At 43.6% G+C, this 17,326-nt stretch carries 14 protein-coding genes; 2 read left to right on the forward strand and 12 right to left on the reverse strand.

What is annotated here, in order from left to right; genetic code table 11:
• Nucleotides 1-22 precede the first annotated feature (22 nt).
• The 7 genes from MsAc7_RS06240 to MsAc7_RS06270 all read right to left on the reverse strand — a co-directional run bounded on the left by MsAc7_RS06240 (nt 23) and on the right by MsAc7_RS06270 (nt 8,196).
• Nucleotides 23-2,710, reverse strand: coding sequence for a YgiQ family radical SAM protein (locus MsAc7_RS06240; protein WP_338102062.1), 2,688 nt, complete (start codon nt 2,708-2,710; stop codon nt 23-25).
• An 18-nt stretch (nt 2,711-2,728) separates the two neighbouring features.
• Complete coding sequence (locus tag MsAc7_RS06245) at nt 2,729-3,382, reverse strand: MBL fold metallo-hydrolase (protein ID WP_338102063.1); 654 nt, start codon at nt 3,380-3,382, stop codon at nt 2,729-2,731.
• A gap of 44 nt (nt 3,383-3,426) precedes the next feature.
• Nucleotides 3,427-4,167, reverse strand: coding sequence for a fibrillarin-like rRNA/tRNA 2'-O-methyltransferase (locus MsAc7_RS06250; RefSeq protein WP_338102064.1), 741 nt, complete (start codon nt 4,165-4,167; stop codon nt 3,427-3,429).
• On the reverse strand, nt 4,167-5,147 hold the full coding sequence (locus MsAc7_RS06255) for an NOP5/NOP56 family protein (RefSeq protein ID WP_338102065.1): 981 nt from the start codon (nt 5,145-5,147) through the stop codon (nt 4,167-4,169). Before MsAc7_RS06255 ends, MsAc7_RS06250 begins: the two co-directional genes overlap by 1 nt.
• The gene (locus tag MsAc7_RS06260) at nt 5,140-6,114 is read right to left on the reverse strand and encodes a beta-ribofuranosylaminobenzene 5'-phosphate synthase (protein WP_338102066.1); all 975 of its coding nucleotides are present in this window, start codon (nt 6,112-6,114) and stop codon (nt 5,140-5,142) included. Before MsAc7_RS06260 ends, MsAc7_RS06255 begins: the two co-directional genes overlap by 8 nt.
• Before the next feature lie 159 nt (nt 6,115-6,273).
• On the reverse strand, nt 6,274-7,650 hold the full coding sequence (locus tag MsAc7_RS06265) for a DUF2953 domain-containing protein (protein WP_338102067.1): 1,377 nt from the start codon (nt 7,648-7,650) through the stop codon (nt 6,274-6,276).
• 126 nt (nt 7,651-7,776) lie between these two features.
• Nucleotides 7,777-8,196, reverse strand: a complete 420-nt coding sequence (locus MsAc7_RS06270; protein ID WP_338102068.1) for a GerW family sporulation protein — start codon at nt 8,194-8,196, stop codon at nt 7,777-7,779.
• A 195-nt stretch (nt 8,197-8,391) separates the two neighbouring features.
• On the opposite strand from MsAc7_RS06270, the gene MsAc7_RS06275 reads away from it, so the two are divergent.
• Entirely contained in the window at nt 8,392-9,108 is a 717-nt protein-coding gene (locus MsAc7_RS06275; protein ID WP_338102069.1) for a TIGR00266 family protein, read from the forward strand.
• A 137-nt stretch (nt 9,109-9,245) separates the two neighbouring features.
• Here the strand turns inward: MsAc7_RS06275 and MsAc7_RS06280 are convergent, their stop codons facing one another.
• Together MsAc7_RS06280 and MsAc7_RS06285 are read right to left on the reverse strand one after the other, a co-directional pair.
• A complete protein-coding gene (locus MsAc7_RS06280) occupies nt 9,246-11,480 on the reverse strand; it encodes an ATP-dependent DNA helicase (protein ID WP_338102070.1) in 2,235 nt (744 codons plus the stop codon).
• Nucleotides 11,481-11,729: 249 nt separating this feature from the next.
• The gene (locus MsAc7_RS06285; RefSeq protein ID WP_338102071.1) at nt 11,730-12,401 is read right to left on the reverse strand and encodes a hypothetical protein; all 672 of its coding nucleotides are present in this window, start codon (nt 12,399-12,401) and stop codon (nt 11,730-11,732) included.
• A 234-nt stretch (nt 12,402-12,635) separates the two neighbouring features.
• Here MsAc7_RS06285 and MsAc7_RS06290 point away from each other — a divergent pair, with 234 nt between their 5' ends.
• A complete protein-coding gene (locus MsAc7_RS06290; protein ID WP_338102072.1) occupies nt 12,636-13,154 on the forward strand; it encodes a deoxyuridine 5'-triphosphate nucleotidohydrolase in 519 nt (172 codons plus the stop codon).
• 160 nt (nt 13,155-13,314) lie between these two features.
• Here MsAc7_RS06290 and MsAc7_RS06295 read toward each other — a convergent pair whose 3' ends face one another.
• The 3 genes from MsAc7_RS06295 to MsAc7_RS06305 all read right to left on the reverse strand — a co-directional run bounded on the left by MsAc7_RS06295 (nt 13,315) and on the right by MsAc7_RS06305 (nt 17,280).
• Nucleotides 13,315-14,097: a CBS domain-containing protein gene (locus MsAc7_RS06295; protein WP_338102073.1), complete on the reverse strand. Its 783-nt coding sequence runs from the start codon at nt 14,095-14,097 to the stop codon at nt 13,315-13,317.
• 130 nt (nt 14,098-14,227) lie between these two features.
• Nucleotides 14,228-15,061 carry a CBS domain-containing protein gene (locus MsAc7_RS06300; RefSeq protein ID WP_338102074.1) on the reverse strand — a complete coding sequence of 278 codons (834 nt, stop codon included), beginning with the start codon at nt 15,059-15,061 and terminating at the stop codon, nt 14,228-14,230.
• A gap of 764 nt (nt 15,062-15,825) precedes the next feature.
• Entirely contained in the window at nt 15,826-17,280 is a 1,455-nt protein-coding gene (locus MsAc7_RS06305; protein WP_338102075.1) for an OB-fold nucleic acid binding domain-containing protein, read from the reverse strand.
• Nucleotides 17,281-17,326 lie beyond the last annotated feature (46 nt).

Here is a 17,326-nt window from a genome sequence, read left to right on the forward strand (position 1 = left end):
TTGGTTTGTTAATGTCTTTCATTTATTTTTTTACCAAGCATTTCCATTCATTTCCGATTAAGTCTTCCCGTCCGGCTTTAATGAGTGTTTCTTTAATAATTTCCTGATGATCCGGATTTCTGAACTGGAGAAGCGACCGCTGAATCTTTTTTTCCGTCCGGGTGACCGGTACATGTATTTTTTCCATGGTAAACGGGTCCAGTCCCGTGTGGAACATGCAGGTAGAAATTGTCATCGGCGTCGGCGTAAAATCTTGAACTTGCTCGGTATAGCGGTTGTTGTCTCGAATGTATTCCGCCATCTCAATCGCGTTTTCAACGGTACATCCCGGATGCCCGGAAATTTGGAACGTGACCAAAAATTGATTCAGGTTGAAACGCTGATTGATTTCCTTGAATTTGGTTTCAAATGTTTCAAATGTTTTTCGGTCCGGTTTTCGCATAACAGCGGTAACATTATCGCAAAAGTGTTCCGGTGCGACTTTAAGCTGTCCACCGACATGGTATTTGCAAAGCGTTTCCAAATATTCGTCATCTAAAACCGCCAAATCGAAGCGGACGCCGTATCCGGTGAAAACCTTTTTGATGCCCGGAATTCCCCGCAGCTCTTTTAAAAGAGAAAGCAATGGACGGTGGTCTGCTTCAAGAGACGGACAGATTGACGGAACCAAACAGTTTTTATGGGTGCAAGCGCCCCGCTTTTCCCAGTTGGCACAGGTCATTTTGTACATGTTGGCGCTCGGACCGCCGACACCGGTAATGATTCCGTGAAATCCGTCCATTTTTGAAATCAAGCGGGCTTCCCGAACGATGGATTCTCCGCTCCGGTTGCTGATGGCACGCCCTTGATGTTGGGTAATGGCGCAAAACGAACAACCGCCGAAACAGCCGCGGTGGCTTGTAATCGAAAACCGGACAACATCAAGACCCGGAACGGGTTTTGTATAAGACGGATGTTCCATTCGGGCATAGGGAAGTTCGTACACAAAATCCATTTCCGTTTCCGTCAGCGGACGCATCGGCGGATTTTGAACGACCACGGTTTTTGGATGAACTTGAGCAATGGCTTTTCCGGTAACCGGATTCTGATTTTCGTAAATTGTTTTAAAAGCCGCCGCGTATTTTTCTTTGCTTTCAAAGACGTCGGAGAAACTCGGGATTTCAATAACCGGCGCGTTGTTTAAATCAGATTTTCCGGCAAAATCGCTTTTCCAATCCTTGACCGGCATTTTCCAAACGGTCCCCGGAACGTTCCGAATGCTTTCAATTTTTTCGCCGTCAGCCATTCTTTTGGCGATTTCCGCCATCTGAAGTTCGCCCATTCCGTAAACAATCAAATCAATTGGCGCGTCCGCGAGAATAGATTGCCGGACATGATTCGATAAATAATCAAATTCGGCAAACCGGCGAAGAGACGCTTCAATGCCGCCGGCAACGATTGGAACATCCGGATACGCTTCACGAATTCGGTTTGCGTAGGAAATCACGGCGCGGTCGGGACGAAGACCGGATTCTCCACCCGGTGAATACGCGTCTGATTCTCTTTTGTTGAGAAGCGGAGTATAATTGTTGACGAGCGAATCCGTGTTTCCGGCGCTCACGGAAAAAAAGAGCCGCGGCTTTCCAAGAACTTCAAATGATTCTTTTTTGGTCCAATCCGGCTGCGCGATAATACCGACCCGAAAACCCGCGTTTTCAAGAACACGTCCGATGATTGCGGTTCCGAATCCGGAATGGTCCACGTAAGCGTCGCCCGAAACCAAAATAATGTCCAGCTCATTCCATCCTTTTTGGCGGGCTTCGGACAGACTCATCGGTAAAAAATCGGATGTTTTAAATTTTGAGTTCCGGCGACGCTCTTCAAAAGCGGGGTAACCGGCAGCTTCTTTTTCTTTTGAATCCGGTTTGCTGTCAGATTTCGGCTTGCTGTCGAATTTTGATTTATTATCAAATTTTGGTTTGTTTTCGAATTTAGATCTGTTGTCAAATTCTGATTTTGGACCATCATGATATGGCTTTAGATCTTTTTTTTTATTGTCTTCAAAATTTTCTCGGCGCGTTTTTTTTTCAAAATCCGATTCTTTCGGTTCCGGTTTTTTATCGGCGCTGTCCGCCCGTTTCACAACGCCCATCTGTCCGATATTTCGTCCGGCCAGGCGGGAGTGTTTGTCCGCCTTTTTTTCCGCTAAGGGAGAAGGTGCTCTTTTGGCTTCCATTTGTTTTTGTTTTTCAAAATCCTGTTGCCGCTTTTCAATTTCGGCAAGAGAGGGAATTTTTCCCCGAAAACCCAGTTGCCCGACTGATTTTTCGGAAGCAACAACCTGTTTTCGTTCTCCTTTTTTTCCGATTTCAACCGTGCTTTGAACGCCGGCTTCTCCAACCTTTATCTTTTTAAATTTTGGTTTTGATTTGGAAACCGGTTTGGGTTTCGGCGTTGACTTGAAATTTGAATTCGATGCGATTGAATCGGATTTTTGTGCCGACGAACTTGGTTTTGAATTTGAGTTTATGTTCGGCTTTTGATTCGGTTTTGAATTTGATTTGAAATTTGATTTTGGGTTTGATTCCGAATTTGGTTTTGACCCTGAGTCGGATGAATTTTGACCGGATTTTTTAAAATTCGCGTTTGAAACCATACCGGCCGGTTTTGAAGTTTGTCGGGATTTTTTCTCCCTCTCAAAAGAATCACCGTTTTTGCTATCGTGTGCCATCTTATTTCCTCTATTCCTTTACGGATTCATTCTTTCCGAAAATTTCAAAGACAATTCAACGGAACGGTTGGCATTTTTGAGCGTCGGCGTTCCATGTCCCGGATACAAATTTTGAATGTCAAGAGCTGTTAATTTTTGAATGGATTTTGTCATTTTTTCGGCTGCTGAATTTCCGAAATCGGCGCGTCCGATTCCGCCTTCCGAAAAGAGTGTGTCTCCCGAAAAGAGTGATTTTGAGCTCTTTTCATACAAACACATGCAACCGGATGTGTGCCCCGGCGTGTGAATAACTTCCAAAAACTCCTCTTCCCCGTTTTCTCCCTTTCCGATGGGGATTTTATCACCGTCGTGACACAAAATGTCAGGCGTTAAATTCGGACAGGTGTGCCCAAACATAAGCGCGCTTGAAAGATCTTCGTCCTGAAGAGCCGACGCTTCCGTTTCATAAATCGCCAGTTTTGCGCCGCTTTTTTTGATGATTGCGGGCGCCGCTCCGAAATGATCATAATGCGCATGCGTCAAAATAATCAACTCAATGTCGGAAACCGGCGTCACATTTTCCAAATGAGATAAAATATAGTCCGTTGACATTCCGGCGTCAATGAGTATCTTTTTGTTAATAACGTAAATGTTGGAATCGTAATAAGCCGGAACAATCCTTTCGACAATCATAATTTTGCTTCCTCTCCGTTCGCTTTTTGATGTTCCTTTTCCCTTTATTTTTTGACGGCAATCACGCCCAAATGGTCGGCATGGTACGGCGCCAAGTCAAATGTTTTTAAAATTCTAAATGAAGCGCCCCAATCATTTTTCTCCAATTTCCGAATTTCATCCTTAAAAACCTTTTTCGGGTTTTCAACAACGTCAATGCTTCTCGCTTTGATGGACAGAATCAAATGTTCTCCCTCTTTGAGGAAATATTTGGCGTTTTTGCAGGCGATTTCCGCCTGATTCGCTTGGGCAATGTCTTGAAAAATCAAATCTACCGGACCGACGGCCGGCACATAAAGTTCCGGGCGGGACGCGTCCGCCAAGACTGGAATCATGTTTTTTCGCCGCTCGGCCAAAAGAACCAAATCTCTCATCGGACGGTCTGAAAACTCAACAGCGTAAACAATCCCGTTCCCCATTCCTAAAATGTCGGATACATGGCTGACAGTGGTTCCTGAAGCGGCGCCCAGATACAAAATTTTGGAATCCGGAACAATCGGGACATTTGCCCGTTTATAATATAGAGCGCCCAATTTGCTTCTTTTCGGGTCCCATACCCGAAGTTCGCTGCCGTCATCGTTTAAATAAATTTTTTCACCGTAAACGGAATATCCCGGCGACGCGTTTTTTGTCAATAAATTGAATTTTCCCCACAAGCGGCCTTCAAAAACGCCGTCAGAGAATTGTTTTAAATTCGATTTCGAATCGTTTATATCGGGACGGTCGCAACCCTTTTCGTCTGTCATCAAATATCCTCCCGTTTGACACTTGCTGTTTTCTTTTGTTTTTGCGCGTCATTTTTGTGAATTTGTCCGATTTTTTGAGTTAATTTTTTCTCAATATCCGGATTCAATTTTCCGGCATAAAAATCGGTGCGTGCCGCCAAACTGAGGGAAGACGCAAACGTCCGCGCGATTTTTCCGCGCAGGCGCATCGGTGCTGTATTCAGAACCGGATGGCTGAAAATGATGCCGTGCTTTGGAGACGGCGCTGTTGAACGCAAGTGTTTCATCATCGCCTTTTCCGCGCCCATCACTTGAATACTTCCGGCAGGCATTGACGCTAAATTTTTAAGACCGCCCGACAGGCTGATGAGGCGCGCGCCGAGAACCACGCCGGCGATTTCGGAAATATTTGGCGCCACTGAACTCATTTTTTCATAAATATAGGCTTCAATCGCTGATTTTTGAGAATTTAAATTTGAAATGTCTTTTGCGAATGATTGCAAAAGAACGATGTCTTTTGAATCCGGCACGGCGCCCATTTTGGATTCAAACGCGATTTCCGGCGTTTCTGAAACCCGGGACACGAACTTTTCATCAAAAGCCAGTTCCGGATAGTAAAATCCGTACCATTCAAAAAGCCGCTCTGATAAGTGGTTGACGGTTTCATTCAAATCATCCAGCGTTTCAACCGCCTGAATGATTTTTTTGTCATCGGTCAGCGACGATGAAATTTGAAAACGGGAAACCGCAATTGAAACATCCCTTAGAAGAGAATAATATTCATTGGAAGAATTAACAAATCCGGCATCAATCGCGATTGAAACCAAATTCGGAAAAATACTTAATTTTTGAATCGACCCGGCGTTTTTTTGGTTGTTTAAAAGGGACAACCATCGGTCCTTTAATACGGAAATTTCTTTTTTTTCCAATAAAACAACTTCAAATTCACCTTTCCCCTCTTCGAATTCCAAGTCGCCGAACCAAACCGATATTTCAGACATGCCATTTCGCTCCGCTGTTGTTTGCTTTTGTGATCATGACGTCGCTTCCCGGCGGCATTTTTTCAAGGAGAGCGGACTTGATATTTTCAGAATCCTTTCGATTTTCTGAAAATCCGTAAACCGCCGGACCAAAAGAACTCACGCCGGCGCCGTAAACGCCGCATTTTTTAAAATCTTCCATCAAAGATTTCACTTCCGGCGGCTGAATTTCAACTTCGTGTTTTTTAAATCCGACTTTTTGAAGGCGGTCAACAGCGTCTCCCAGTGAAGCAATATCTTTTTCGATAATTGCCGGAACCATTTGCATAAGAATGACGTGGGAAACTTCAAAAGCCTCAACTTTGGGAATCGGGCAGACGCTTTGGAAAAAATGTTTTTCCGTATCGCCGCTGATTCCGGTATCCGGCGGAATCGCGACAATCACGTCCCAATCCGGAAATTCTGTTCGGAGAATCAAATCCGCCGGCGGCGCCGTGCTTCTTGACGACGGCACAAACCCGTTTTTGTCCTTGGTTTTGTGGCCGGCATCGACGATAAATCCACCCTTTTCAAAAGCGTGAACGCCGATTCCGGATGTTCCGCCGCGCTTGGTGAGAGCAGCCAGTTCCCGAACGCTTTTTTTGAGGTCGTACAGCTCATTGAGGGCCATCGCGGCCGAAAGCGCCAGCTGCGTTCCGGAACCAAGACCGATGTGTTGCTTCACATCCGAAAGCAAATGAATTTCAATTCCATCTCCTTCTTTCAGAAGTGGAGAGATTGATTTTTGAATATAATCGAAAAGTTCTGTTCCGGGACCGAAACAGGTTTTGTCAAAACCGGCGATTGAAATAACATCGGACTTTTTGGCACGCAAGCGGATTCCGCCCTCCAGAAGCGTCAAGCCGGCGCTTCCATCCTGCCGGCCAAAACCGCCGTTCATATCGATTAATGTCATATGAACACGGGACGGAGTCGTTATTTCAAACATAAAATCACCGAATTTAAAAAATTAAAAAGTCTTAAATTTATTTAAATGATTAACGGACAGAATAAAACCCGTTCACATATAAATAGTAATGGAAAAAAGCGAATACGGATTTAAAGTTAATCGTTAAAAGAAAATTTCATACAACCGATTAAAAAATGATCAACCGCCGGAAGCAGTTGATTTTCTGTCATCCGGGTTTTGATTTTTTTGGGATTTGTTTTTTTCTTTTTCTTGCTTTTCGCTTCTTTTTTTGTTCTGTTTTTCCTCTTTGTTTTTGACAAAATGGAAACGAATGAAGTAAACATAAACGTAGTGCCGGATCACCCAGCGTGTATTCTTGTGGAACAAAAATTTGAGCGTCGGGATGTAAAGCGACCGAACCCAAAAAGAGAAAGCCAGGTCGGAGTCCAACCGGAATGCTTTTTCCGTTAAAACCGGATGAATCAGAACATTTTCTTCAATATCCCGAATCAAAATGTCGGCGTTCTTTTGGACGTTTTTGTTTTTTGTCCGATTTTTGATGTCCTCCAAATACGCAATCATGGAACTTTTAAACGAATATAAGACGCCGGAAGAAACGGCGGTATCGGCCGGGTCCGCCAGTCCGTAAACCAAATCCAAAGACATTTTTCGGATTTTCATTTTCAAAAGGATTGATGAAACAAACCGGGTTGTCGGCTGAATCATTTTGATGCCGGCAGTTATGGAATCGGTTGCGAACTGAACCGGATCGGACAAATCCACATATTTTTCAATACCGTCCTCATCCGAATCAAACTCTTCATCTTTATTGCTATCGTTTTTAATCTCTTCATCTTCATGAATGTTATTTCCAATTTCTTCCACCGGTTTTTCCCGGTTCGTTTCGTCACAAATTTCAAAATTTTCACTTTCATCCAAAATGTTCTCAATCCGAATATCTGTTTTTCTCTCATCGATCGGCATACTTTCATCAAAAAACCGCCCCGACCCATTCAAAAATTCGGTTTCTTCTTCCCGCTTTTCCGTTTCCACCATCCATTCTTCAACGCAGACTTTCGGTTCTTCAATGTCCGATCCCAACTTTTCCGATTCTGTTTTCTGTTCGGTCCAATCCGGTTCGGTTTCGGCAGTTTCAACAATTTCACTTGGCGGAACAATAATGATTTCGTAATTTTCACCGAATTTTTTGGATTTATTAATTTTGAGATTGATTTTTCCGTCCGCGTCAAACGAAAGTGTGTAAACATTTCCGGAGCTGCTGTCATTTTCGGCGGATAAGTCTTCGGGAATATCTTCCGTTTTATTTTCCTTTTCCGAACCGGTCATGTCGTCCGTTTCGAATTTATAAATGTTGAATTTGAACAGCAACAGAAAAACGGATATTTTCTGTTTCAGTTTTGTCCCGTCTTTTCGAACGGAAACATCGACATCCAGCCGCAAGAGAAGCGTCAAAAGAAAAGCTGCGGCTAAAAGAACAACAACGGCAATCAAAAGAAAAGCGAAAACCCACAAAAGAATGTGTCCGATTTCGGCTAAAGTTGTTTGAAGCGTCATGAAAACAATACCGGTTGAAAGATTGGCGAATGTTTGAGCGAAACGATTCGTGAACTCAAGTTCAGCGAATCAATTTGAGCGGCAATGATAAAAATAAAAGTTGAAATAATTTTATTTCACTTTTGTTTAAATTTCGCAATCATCGTCCACTTCGATGATTTTAGATTTCGGTTGCCGTTCTTTTCTCATGGCTTTGACTTTGTCGATGACAGCCGGGACCATTTCCAGGAATTTGAGAATTTCCGTTTCGAGTTGGGTACTGTTGACGGTTAAGATTTCGGATGAATCGGCGGTCAAAATGATGAACGCGACCGGTTCGATTTTCGCGCCGGCACCGCCGCCGCCACCGTATGCGCTTTTTGCGGCGCTGTCGGATTTATCCTTTCCGGCGCCTTCATATCCGCCGCTTGCGAATCCGACGGACACTTTGGTCACCGGGATGATGGTTTTCCCGCAGGCTTCAATCGGTGTTCCAATAACGGTTTTTGCGCTCACGATTCTTTCAAGTTCTTCCGTCACTTCTGAAATAACATCTTGAATGGTCATGTTCATACTTCCTGAAAATAAAAATGAAAATAAATATGTAAAAAATGAATTAAACCGTTGAAGGATTTTCATATGATTTTGTTTCATTTAATCCGAACAGCATTTTATTTTTTATATTTTATTAATATTATTCAATCCATTTAAACCCTCTGACGGCACAAAGATAAGGTTAAAACCCGGTGGCTCATTTTATGAATGGCTTTAAAAAGTCTTCAGGAGATTTTAAGAATGAAATATGAAATCAAAGGAACGCCTTTTCCGGTTGTCACGTGCTATTTGGAGAAAGGCGAAACCATGGTCACCGAAAAAGGGGCCATGTCTTGGATGACGGACCGAATGAAAATGGAAACAAACACCGGCGGCGGATTGATGAAAGGGCTCGGCCGAATGCTTTCCGGAAATTCTCTCTTCTTAAACAATTATACGGCGGAAGACGATTGCCAGTTCATCGCGTTTTCTTCGTCGTTCCCCGGTCGCATTTTGGATTTTAATTTGGACGGCGGAAAAACAATCATCGCTCAAAAGGAAGCCCTGTTGGCTATGGAAAAGACCGTGAACATGGAAATGCATTTCCGTAAAAAACTCGGTGTCGGCTTTTTCGGCGGCGAAGGATTCATCATGCAAAAGTTCACCGGAACAGGTCACGTTTTTCTGGAAATCGACGGCGATGTCGTTGAATACGATTTAAAAGCCGGCGAAAAAATGTACATTGAGCAAAGTCATTTGGCGGCGATGGAAAGCACGGTTGCTTTTGACATCGCGACCGTTAAAGGCGCCAAAAATATTGTTTTCGGCGGCGAAGGCCTCTTCTTAGGAACCGTTACCGGTCCCGGAAAAGTCTGGATTCAGACGATGCCGATGTCCGGTTTAATTGACATCATTTTATCAAGAATTCCGCCAAGCAACGGCTGAAAATAAAATAATCAAATAAAAACCGGATTCGGTTTTTAGCGGCGGCTCAAAAAAACGTGTCGCTATAATGCGCGCGCCGGTCGGACGTCTGCAAAAAACAACCAAAACGACAAACCAATCCGAGTTCGTCGGTTTGGTTAACCGGCTTTTTCTTCAAAAAACGTTTCCAGTTCTTTTTTCAAACCGGCCGGATCAGTATCTATGATTTCCGACCGCTCTTCTTCCGGAAAATTATTGTAAACGGAATATTTCCGGAGTTTTGCGACTGATTTTTTCTGAAACCGGGCGTCTAAAAGCAGGCGAACGCCGAAATCGTCGGGAGAGCGGACCACACGCCCCATCGCTTGCCGGATCCGTCGGGTGGTCGGAACGGAAATCGCGAATTCCCAACCTTTTCCGTCTCCAAAAACGGTGTCATAAGCGGCTTCTACGGCCCGAATCCGGTCATTGAGCGCCGGGTATCCGACGCCGACGACAATCACTGTTCGAGCGCGGTCGCCTTGAAAGTCCACGCCTTCGCTGAGCGTTCCGAAAATGTAACTGATGAGAACACTTCGGCCGCCTTCCTCCCCGATTTTGAAAAATTTTTCCCGAACGGAATTGGAAGAAATACCGGCCTCGTCAAACAAAATCGGAATATTTTCCAAAACGATGTCATCTTGTTTTTTCAAAAAGCTGAAGAACCGTTCCGCTTCCGAAAAACTTTGGAAGTAAATGAGCGTGTTTCCGGGCGTCGCCAATATCGCGGAAACAATTGAATTTTCGACGGCGGTTAATGTTTCCGGATCCTCCCGTCGACTGGAAAACAAGGGGGGGACAGAGACGGCAAAAGTCCGGCGGTTTTCCAAGGGAAACGTGAGGGGAAACGCAATTTCCGTGCATTGCCGCTCAATTCCAAGCGTTTCTTTAATCATGGAAAACGGACGCAGGGTGGCGGACATCAAAACCAATCCGCCCAGGGAATCAAAAAGCGGCGCCGTTACATTTTTGGGAATACAAGTGAACAGTTCCATTCGGCCGTAAATTTCGTCGTCTTTGGTTTGCTGGTCGCGCCGGATGTTTAAAATCGGATAGTAATTCGGGTTTTCGGAAAGCAAAAGATAGGCGGACAAATAGTCAGCCGCAAGGCTGACGCTTGATTTTTTCCGGACGATATCGGCGCCTGATTTGTACCGCTCATGGTAAATCAAATCGATTTCGTCTCCGACCGCCGATACATTTTCAAGAATCATCCGAACGGAATTTTCATTCAAGTTCCGGCCCTCTTCCTCACTGTATCCTTTTATTTTTTTCATCAACCGGTCTTTAACGACGTCGAACCGTTCGTAGGGGTCGCTGATCCGAATGTCTTTCCAGTTTTTTCCGATTCGGTTGCGTTCGCCAAACGCCAGCGCCAAATCATAAGTTTCCCGCATCGCTGAAATAAAACACAAAAGTATTTTTTGGGCGTCCAATTTTAATTTTTCGGGAAATTTGTCGGAATGGTCTTCGATTTCCATGACCGCTTTTTCAACCGTTCTTTCCGAAATCACCATGGACGAATGCGACCGCGCCGCGTTTTCAATGTTGTGCGCTTCGTCAAAAATAATAATCAAATCTTCCGGTAATTTTTCAAGCCAGCCGAGCAGCGTCAAAAAGATTTCCTGGCTTAAAACGTGGTGATAATTGCAAATAATTAAGTCAGCGCGTTTGATTTCGCGTTTCAGCAGTTCGTAACCGCACATACCGCGCTCGTTTGCGTAATCGTTGATTTCTTCAGGACTTCGCACATCATCGAAAAGCCAATTTTTAAAAGAGGGCGACTCCAATTTTAAAACTTCGTAGAGATGGTTGCAGGACAAATTCCGTTTTCTTTGGACTTCGCTTTCTCTATTTTGAATTTCCTTTTCAAGCTCCGCTCGCAACCGGTTATATTCCGGATCTTTGGTCGCTTTGTATTTTTCAGTGGCGTCTGAAAACTCTTTTTTGGATTTTTGAAGTTCCCGTTCCATTTCAAGAAGCTCATATGTGTTTTCGGAAAACGCCCGGCATTCTTCATAATCCATTCGGCGGGGGCACATCGCTTGTTTTCCTTTCATGACAACGGCATTGATATCGATTTGCCGTTTGATGTCGCGGGCTTCGTTGATGAATTGGACCATTTGTTGGTGAACGTTGGTGACAATGATCACTTTTTTATTTTGGCGGGCGGCAATGTCAAGCGCCGGCGCGAGAGCGCTGAGTGTTTTTCCCGTTCCGCAGGCGCCTTCAAAAAGAACAGTTTCTCCCTTTTCCAAAGCATCGGCTATTTGCCGCATTGCTTCCGCTTGATTCGGGTAGCAGCTTTCTTTGGTAAAGTATTTCATAAATCCCGGAACGGGTGCGCAGTCCATAGTTCTGTCCGAAAATGTGTTTTAGCTATAAAACGATGAAATGTGGGGAGTGAAAATATTCATGTGGAAACGGATGTTGAATGTTGAATCTGAATGTTGAAACTGAATGTTGAAATTGGACGGATTTGAAAAATGTTGAATCATAACGATTGGGTTTGAATTTATATATTTCCTTTTATTGCGATATTTTAAAAGCCGGCATTCGAAAAATTCGAATGATAGCGACGCAGTCTCAAAAACACGGGCGGTTTACTTTTTCGGAATCAAAAAACGATTTTTGAAAATGATTTTTTGAATATTTTTTGGGTTTGTTTGAAAGGCTGTGATTTCAATTGTTTCTCCGGCAGCGAGTCCGTAGTTGTTTGACGTTGAGAAATTGCCGTCAATTCCCACAAAAACGCTTGAAACCGTTGAATTTTTGCTGTCGTTTCCGGTTAAAATCAATTTTTCTCCGGGAGACCAATAACCGTCTTTGAGCATTTCCGCATTCATTTTTTGGTAATTCGGATTTTTATCGGAAATATTGAGATGCGTGTACAATATTTCAATATCTCCGGAAACCATTTTGCCGTTTTGTCCCGGAATTCCTTGGTACGCGTCTCCTTTTCCAATGATTTTTAAGGAAACGTTATCAATCGGGACAGCGTTTCCACCGGAGTTTTTGAGAATTAAAATATTGTTTTGAAAACGAACGGAATCATCGGCGTGATTTCCGCAAGAAACATTCTCAATTTCAATTTTGATTGGTTTTAAGGCCGACAAATCATTGGTTCCCATCCATCCGGTCGCGTAAATAAAAAATCCGCCGCACATCAGCAATACAATAAGAACGAGCAGCAGAGATGAAATCACCGGGCTGATTCCTTGATTGAAACGGCGCGATTTTAAAAAACGGTCTTCGGATTGGTCAAAATTTTTCATAACAACCGGAACCAAAAACCGGGATTCAATTAAACGTATCGATTTTTTCAAAATCGGAATCTTTTTAAGGATGAAAAAAAGAAAAAACGGAAAAACAGAAAAAAAGCGGACGTTTCTATTTTTGAAAAATAATAAAAATATGTTGCTGCAATGCGCACGCGGCCGCCCACTCCAAAAAACCGTCGCCTTGGGTCCGGACGAAAGATTATAATATTCTTTTGCCGTTTTTGAATCATGTCATTTTTATCAGATATCGAAATTCGCGAATTGATGAAAAATAATCCGCCGCTCGTGGAAAATTATACGGATTTGAATCTTCAAATTCAACCGAACGGTTTTGAAATGACGGTTCGGGAAATATATGAATTATCCGGCGCAGGCGCCGTTGATTTTGACAACAGCAAACGAAAAACACCTTCTAAAAACGCGTTGGCTTTCGGAAGCGACGGTTGGATTCATTTGAGTCCCGGCATTTATTCCGTCGTTTTGAATGAAGTGGTCAACATTCCGAATGATATTGCCGCCATTGCGCTTCACCGTTCCAGTTTGGTCCGCAGTGGCGTGATGCTCGGAACAGCGGTTTGGGACGCCGGCTACCGCGGGCGCAGTGAATGTTTGATGGTGGTTCACAATCCGGCCGGATTTGATATTCGTCAAAATGCCCGCATCATGCAGCTTTTGTTTTACCGGCTCGGAACCGGCGTTGAAAATTTGTACAACGGCGTTTACCAAAATGAAAATTTGAAAAAATAATTTTTGTTTAATTGCAAAAGCGTCCCTCGGTTTTGGACGTTTCAACAAAAACGGTCGCCATAACGCGCGCGTTGCCGCCGCACAAAAAATGAAAAAAGTACGAAACAAATTTGTTCCGTACTCAATGATTTTAGCTGACAAACCGAATGGGTCAGCTCATTTATTCCAATGTCGGAATGGCTGTAATCAGACTTCTGCGGGTAATGATTCCGACCAATTTGCCGTTGTCGACGACCGGAATAATTCCCACATTTTTGTGAACCATCAAGCTGACAATTTCTTCAGCCGGCGTATTCGGCGTTGCCGTAATCGGGCTTCTTGTCATCACGTCGGCCACGAGCAAATTTTTAATCCGGGCTTCCTGATGGTTGTCGGGAACGCTGTCTTTAAATTCTTGGAAGGCGACGGCAACGTCTTTTTCGGAAATGACGCCGACCAATTTCCCGTCTTCCATGACCGGAATTCTTCCGACATTGTGTTCCAACATCAAATAACGGGCGTGAACCAACCGTTCGCTGGAATTGATGGTGATGATGGTTTTTTGGAACATGACATCTTTGGCTTGACCGTTGAAGTCGTAGGCGCCGATGAGTTCGTTTGGCGTAATCCAGCCGAGAACGTCCTTTTCGTTTTCGGATACCAAAAGCACGCCGCCCTTTTCTTTAATGATTTTGACGGCCACCAAAAACTTGGTTTCAGGCTTCACAAATGTGAAATTTCCGGAAATGGCGGTCACCACGGGAAGAGAAGAAGGCGGCTTCGTTCTCTTTTTTGTTCCAAGCTCCTTGGCCAAATTTCTCATTGTCAAAATACCAACCACGTCATTGTTGTGCGTCACAAGAAGACGGCGCGTATTTTTTTTCTCCATAATTCCGAGAGCGTTTGAGATCTTTGCGGATTTGTCAATGCTTGGAGGGGACACCATAATGTCTTTTGCCTGCATGGTTTTTCACCTTTTGTTCTTTTTTAAGGTATGAAACGTGTTAAAACACGTTTTAATTATTTATTCTATACAAATTTGTTTATATATTTCTTGAATTTGTTAAATCCGGTGTTTTCAAATTTTTCGTTGTTCATTCCGACAACAGGGAAAGACTTTTTATGATATCGTCTCTTGAAATCATCCCGGCAATTTTTCCGTTTCGGGTGACCGGAAGGGACATCACATTATTGTCGATGATTTTTTTAGCGGCGGTTGCAATCGAAGCGCTCACATCTACCGTGATAATATGGGTCATCAAATCTTCCGCGACAAACGGAAGGTCAATGGAATGCCGCCGGAATTTTTCTTTTTTTGTCTTTGTGTTCTTTTCATTCTTGCTGTCGTTGACAAGCAAATCGTTTGCGGACAAGTCTTTGATCGACACGATGCCGACCGCCTTTTCATTGTTGTCCATCACAACCACTTTTTGAACATCGTTCTTTTCCATTTCGCCGATGATGTGATTGATGGTGTGGTTGGTGTTCACCGTTACTGCTTTTCCGGACATGGAATCGGAAACCATGATTTCGGATCCGATACCATTTTCCGAAACCAACCGGACGATATCGGTTTTGGATACAATGCCCAAGATTTCTTTGTCGACAACAGGCAAGTGGTCAATGCATTTTTCCGTCATGATTTGAGCGGCTTTTATGACGGTTGTGTTTGGTGAAACCGTTGTAACGTCGGTTGTGCAAATGGATTTGATTGGAATTTGATCGATCGGACGCCGTTTCCAAGCCGCTTCTTCTTCAAACAGTCTGGTTTTCAAATCGGATTTCGTAAAAATTCCGGCAATAGACTCTCCGTCCACCACTAAAATTGATCCGACTTTATGTTTCATCATCAAATTTCTGGCACGAGCGACCGTTTCGTCGGGACTGACGACATAAACCGGCGCGCTCATGATATTTTTCATCTTCATGGATATTCCTCCTGGGCGACTTGAAAATTACAAAAATCTGTCCTGATTTTGATTGAGTTTGTTGTTTGCTTTCATCGATCATTTTTTCCGAAAATACTTTTTTATTTTTATTTTTCAGGTTTTGATTCAAAATCGTCTCCGGTTTATTTCTCTTTTGATTTCGTTAAAATCCGAAAGTTTATTTATTCGGGTTTACCGTTGAAAGAGAGCGTCACCTATTCGTCAAAGTGTGCAGAAAGAGATTTGCTGCCGGTCAAGCCGCAATGGGATCACTTCCGCAAACTCGTTTTAAAGAAAGCGGTTTTAAAATAAAAACAAACAGCGCTTTTCTTTGGAACGAATTGCAAAAGTCAGAAATGACGAACAAAAAAGTTCTGAAATTGGGATATTGATTTTGTATCATTTTTTTCACCCAAATATTTCCGGATAACAGAAGAAAGGTATCTCTGACTTATATATTTTTGTGTAAATTTATGTAATTTTAAATGTATAATTATGTACAACAGACCCCCCCGTTTCCAATGGAAGAGAATGGGGCAGCAATATGATTTTTAAATCAAGTGAATTCCAGAGAAAAAATAAAATCTAAAATATTGGAAATAATCATTATTATTTATTATCATTGAACTTTTTTAAAAACAGGAAAAAAGAAAGTGTCCGGCTTTCAGCCGTCTCAACAAAAGTGATCGCCACAACCTGCGCGCATGCCGCCCGACGTAAAAAATGAAAGAAATATTTGAAATAAAGAGCTGCTTTATTTCAAATTAAACGATCATGACTTTTGTTCGGTTTCCGGCACTGAGTTCGATTTCTTCATTCATTCCGAATTTTGAGAACGCGTCTGTCACCCGGACCATCATGCCGAACTGAATGTCATTCACAAATTCGGCGTGCTCTCCCCAAAGAGTGACCTTGATTTTTCCGGTTTCATCTTCCAGCTCCATGTTTGAGACGGAATTTTGAGTGCCGTCCTCCCGCTCAAATTCGCGGATTTCGCCGATTTCAATGACGCGGCCTTGAATTGAATAAGATTTTCCGGGGAGAATGTCGTTGATTTTATCCAGTTTTTCCTGATAGGTGATTGCTTTTGTTGACGTTGCCACGCTTCCGCGGTTTCCGACGTTGAGTTCCACTTGTTGGCTGAAATTGTTGACGCGGGAATAAGCGTTCATGACATCGATTGTTTCCCCGAAATCGAATTCATCCAAGTGTGCGGTTTTGTCATCCCAAAGGGTCACTCTGATTTTTCCGGTTTCGTCGCCGAGAACAAAGTTTCCAATTGTCCCTTGAGATCCGTCTTTTTTGGAAAACGTTCGGACATCGGAAATGTCCAGAATGACACCGGTTAAGTTGACACCGTTCATGTTGTCGGCCACGTCGACAATTTTCGTAAACGGAAGAACGTAGTCCACCGGCTCATCGGAAATTTCGACGCTGCCGGCGTTTCCGACGGAAAGCTCCACTTTTTGGGAGAAATTGTTGATTTTGGCGTAAGCCCCCTGAAGTTGGACAGATTGGCCGGGTTTTAATTGATCGACAAGTGCCGCCCGCTCATCCCAAAGGCTGACCCGGATTGTTCCGGTTGAGTCTCCGAGCGTCATGCCGGCGACTCGTCCTTCTCCGCCGTCTTTTCGGGCGAATGTCTTAACGTTGCCCAAATCCAAAACTTTTCCGGACACGGTAATATCATTCATGCCGTCTTTGATGTCTTCGATTTTCCGGTCCGGGGTGCTGTATTCCACGTCTTCGTCGCTGGGCGCGAAAACGCCGTTGTTTCCGACGTTGACTTCCGTTCCGTTGAGACCTTTTTTCGTATAACCGGCAACGACGACGACTGATCCGACATCCACTTCGCCGGATTCCAAGACTTCCACTTTTGAATCCCAAACCGAAACCCGGATTTTGCCGGTGCTGTCTCCGACAACCACATTCGCGACTCGTCCGACCGTTCCGTCATTTCTTTTAAACTCGCGCGGTTCGTATGCCGCCAAAACTTTCGCGAAAAAAGAAATGTTGCCGCTGTTTTCATGGATACAATCAATGGTCACCGGTTCTTTGTCGGTGTTTGAAACGCCTAAATCACTTAAAACCAAACGGGCACACATTTCATCATCACAAAGGCCGCCCAGCGCTTCTTTTCTTTCGTTGACCTTTTCCAAAAAGTCGTCATAACTGATTAAATGGCTGACTTTTTCATAAATTCCTTTCATTTCTGTCATTTCCGACACCTGGCTCTAAAAATTAAATTAAAAAATTTTAACATCA

The organism is Methanolapillus millepedarum, assembly GCF_032594115.1.
GTDB classification, from domain to species: Archaea; Halobacteriota; Methanosarcinia; order Methanosarcinales; family Methanosarcinaceae; genus Methanolapillus; species Methanolapillus millepedarum.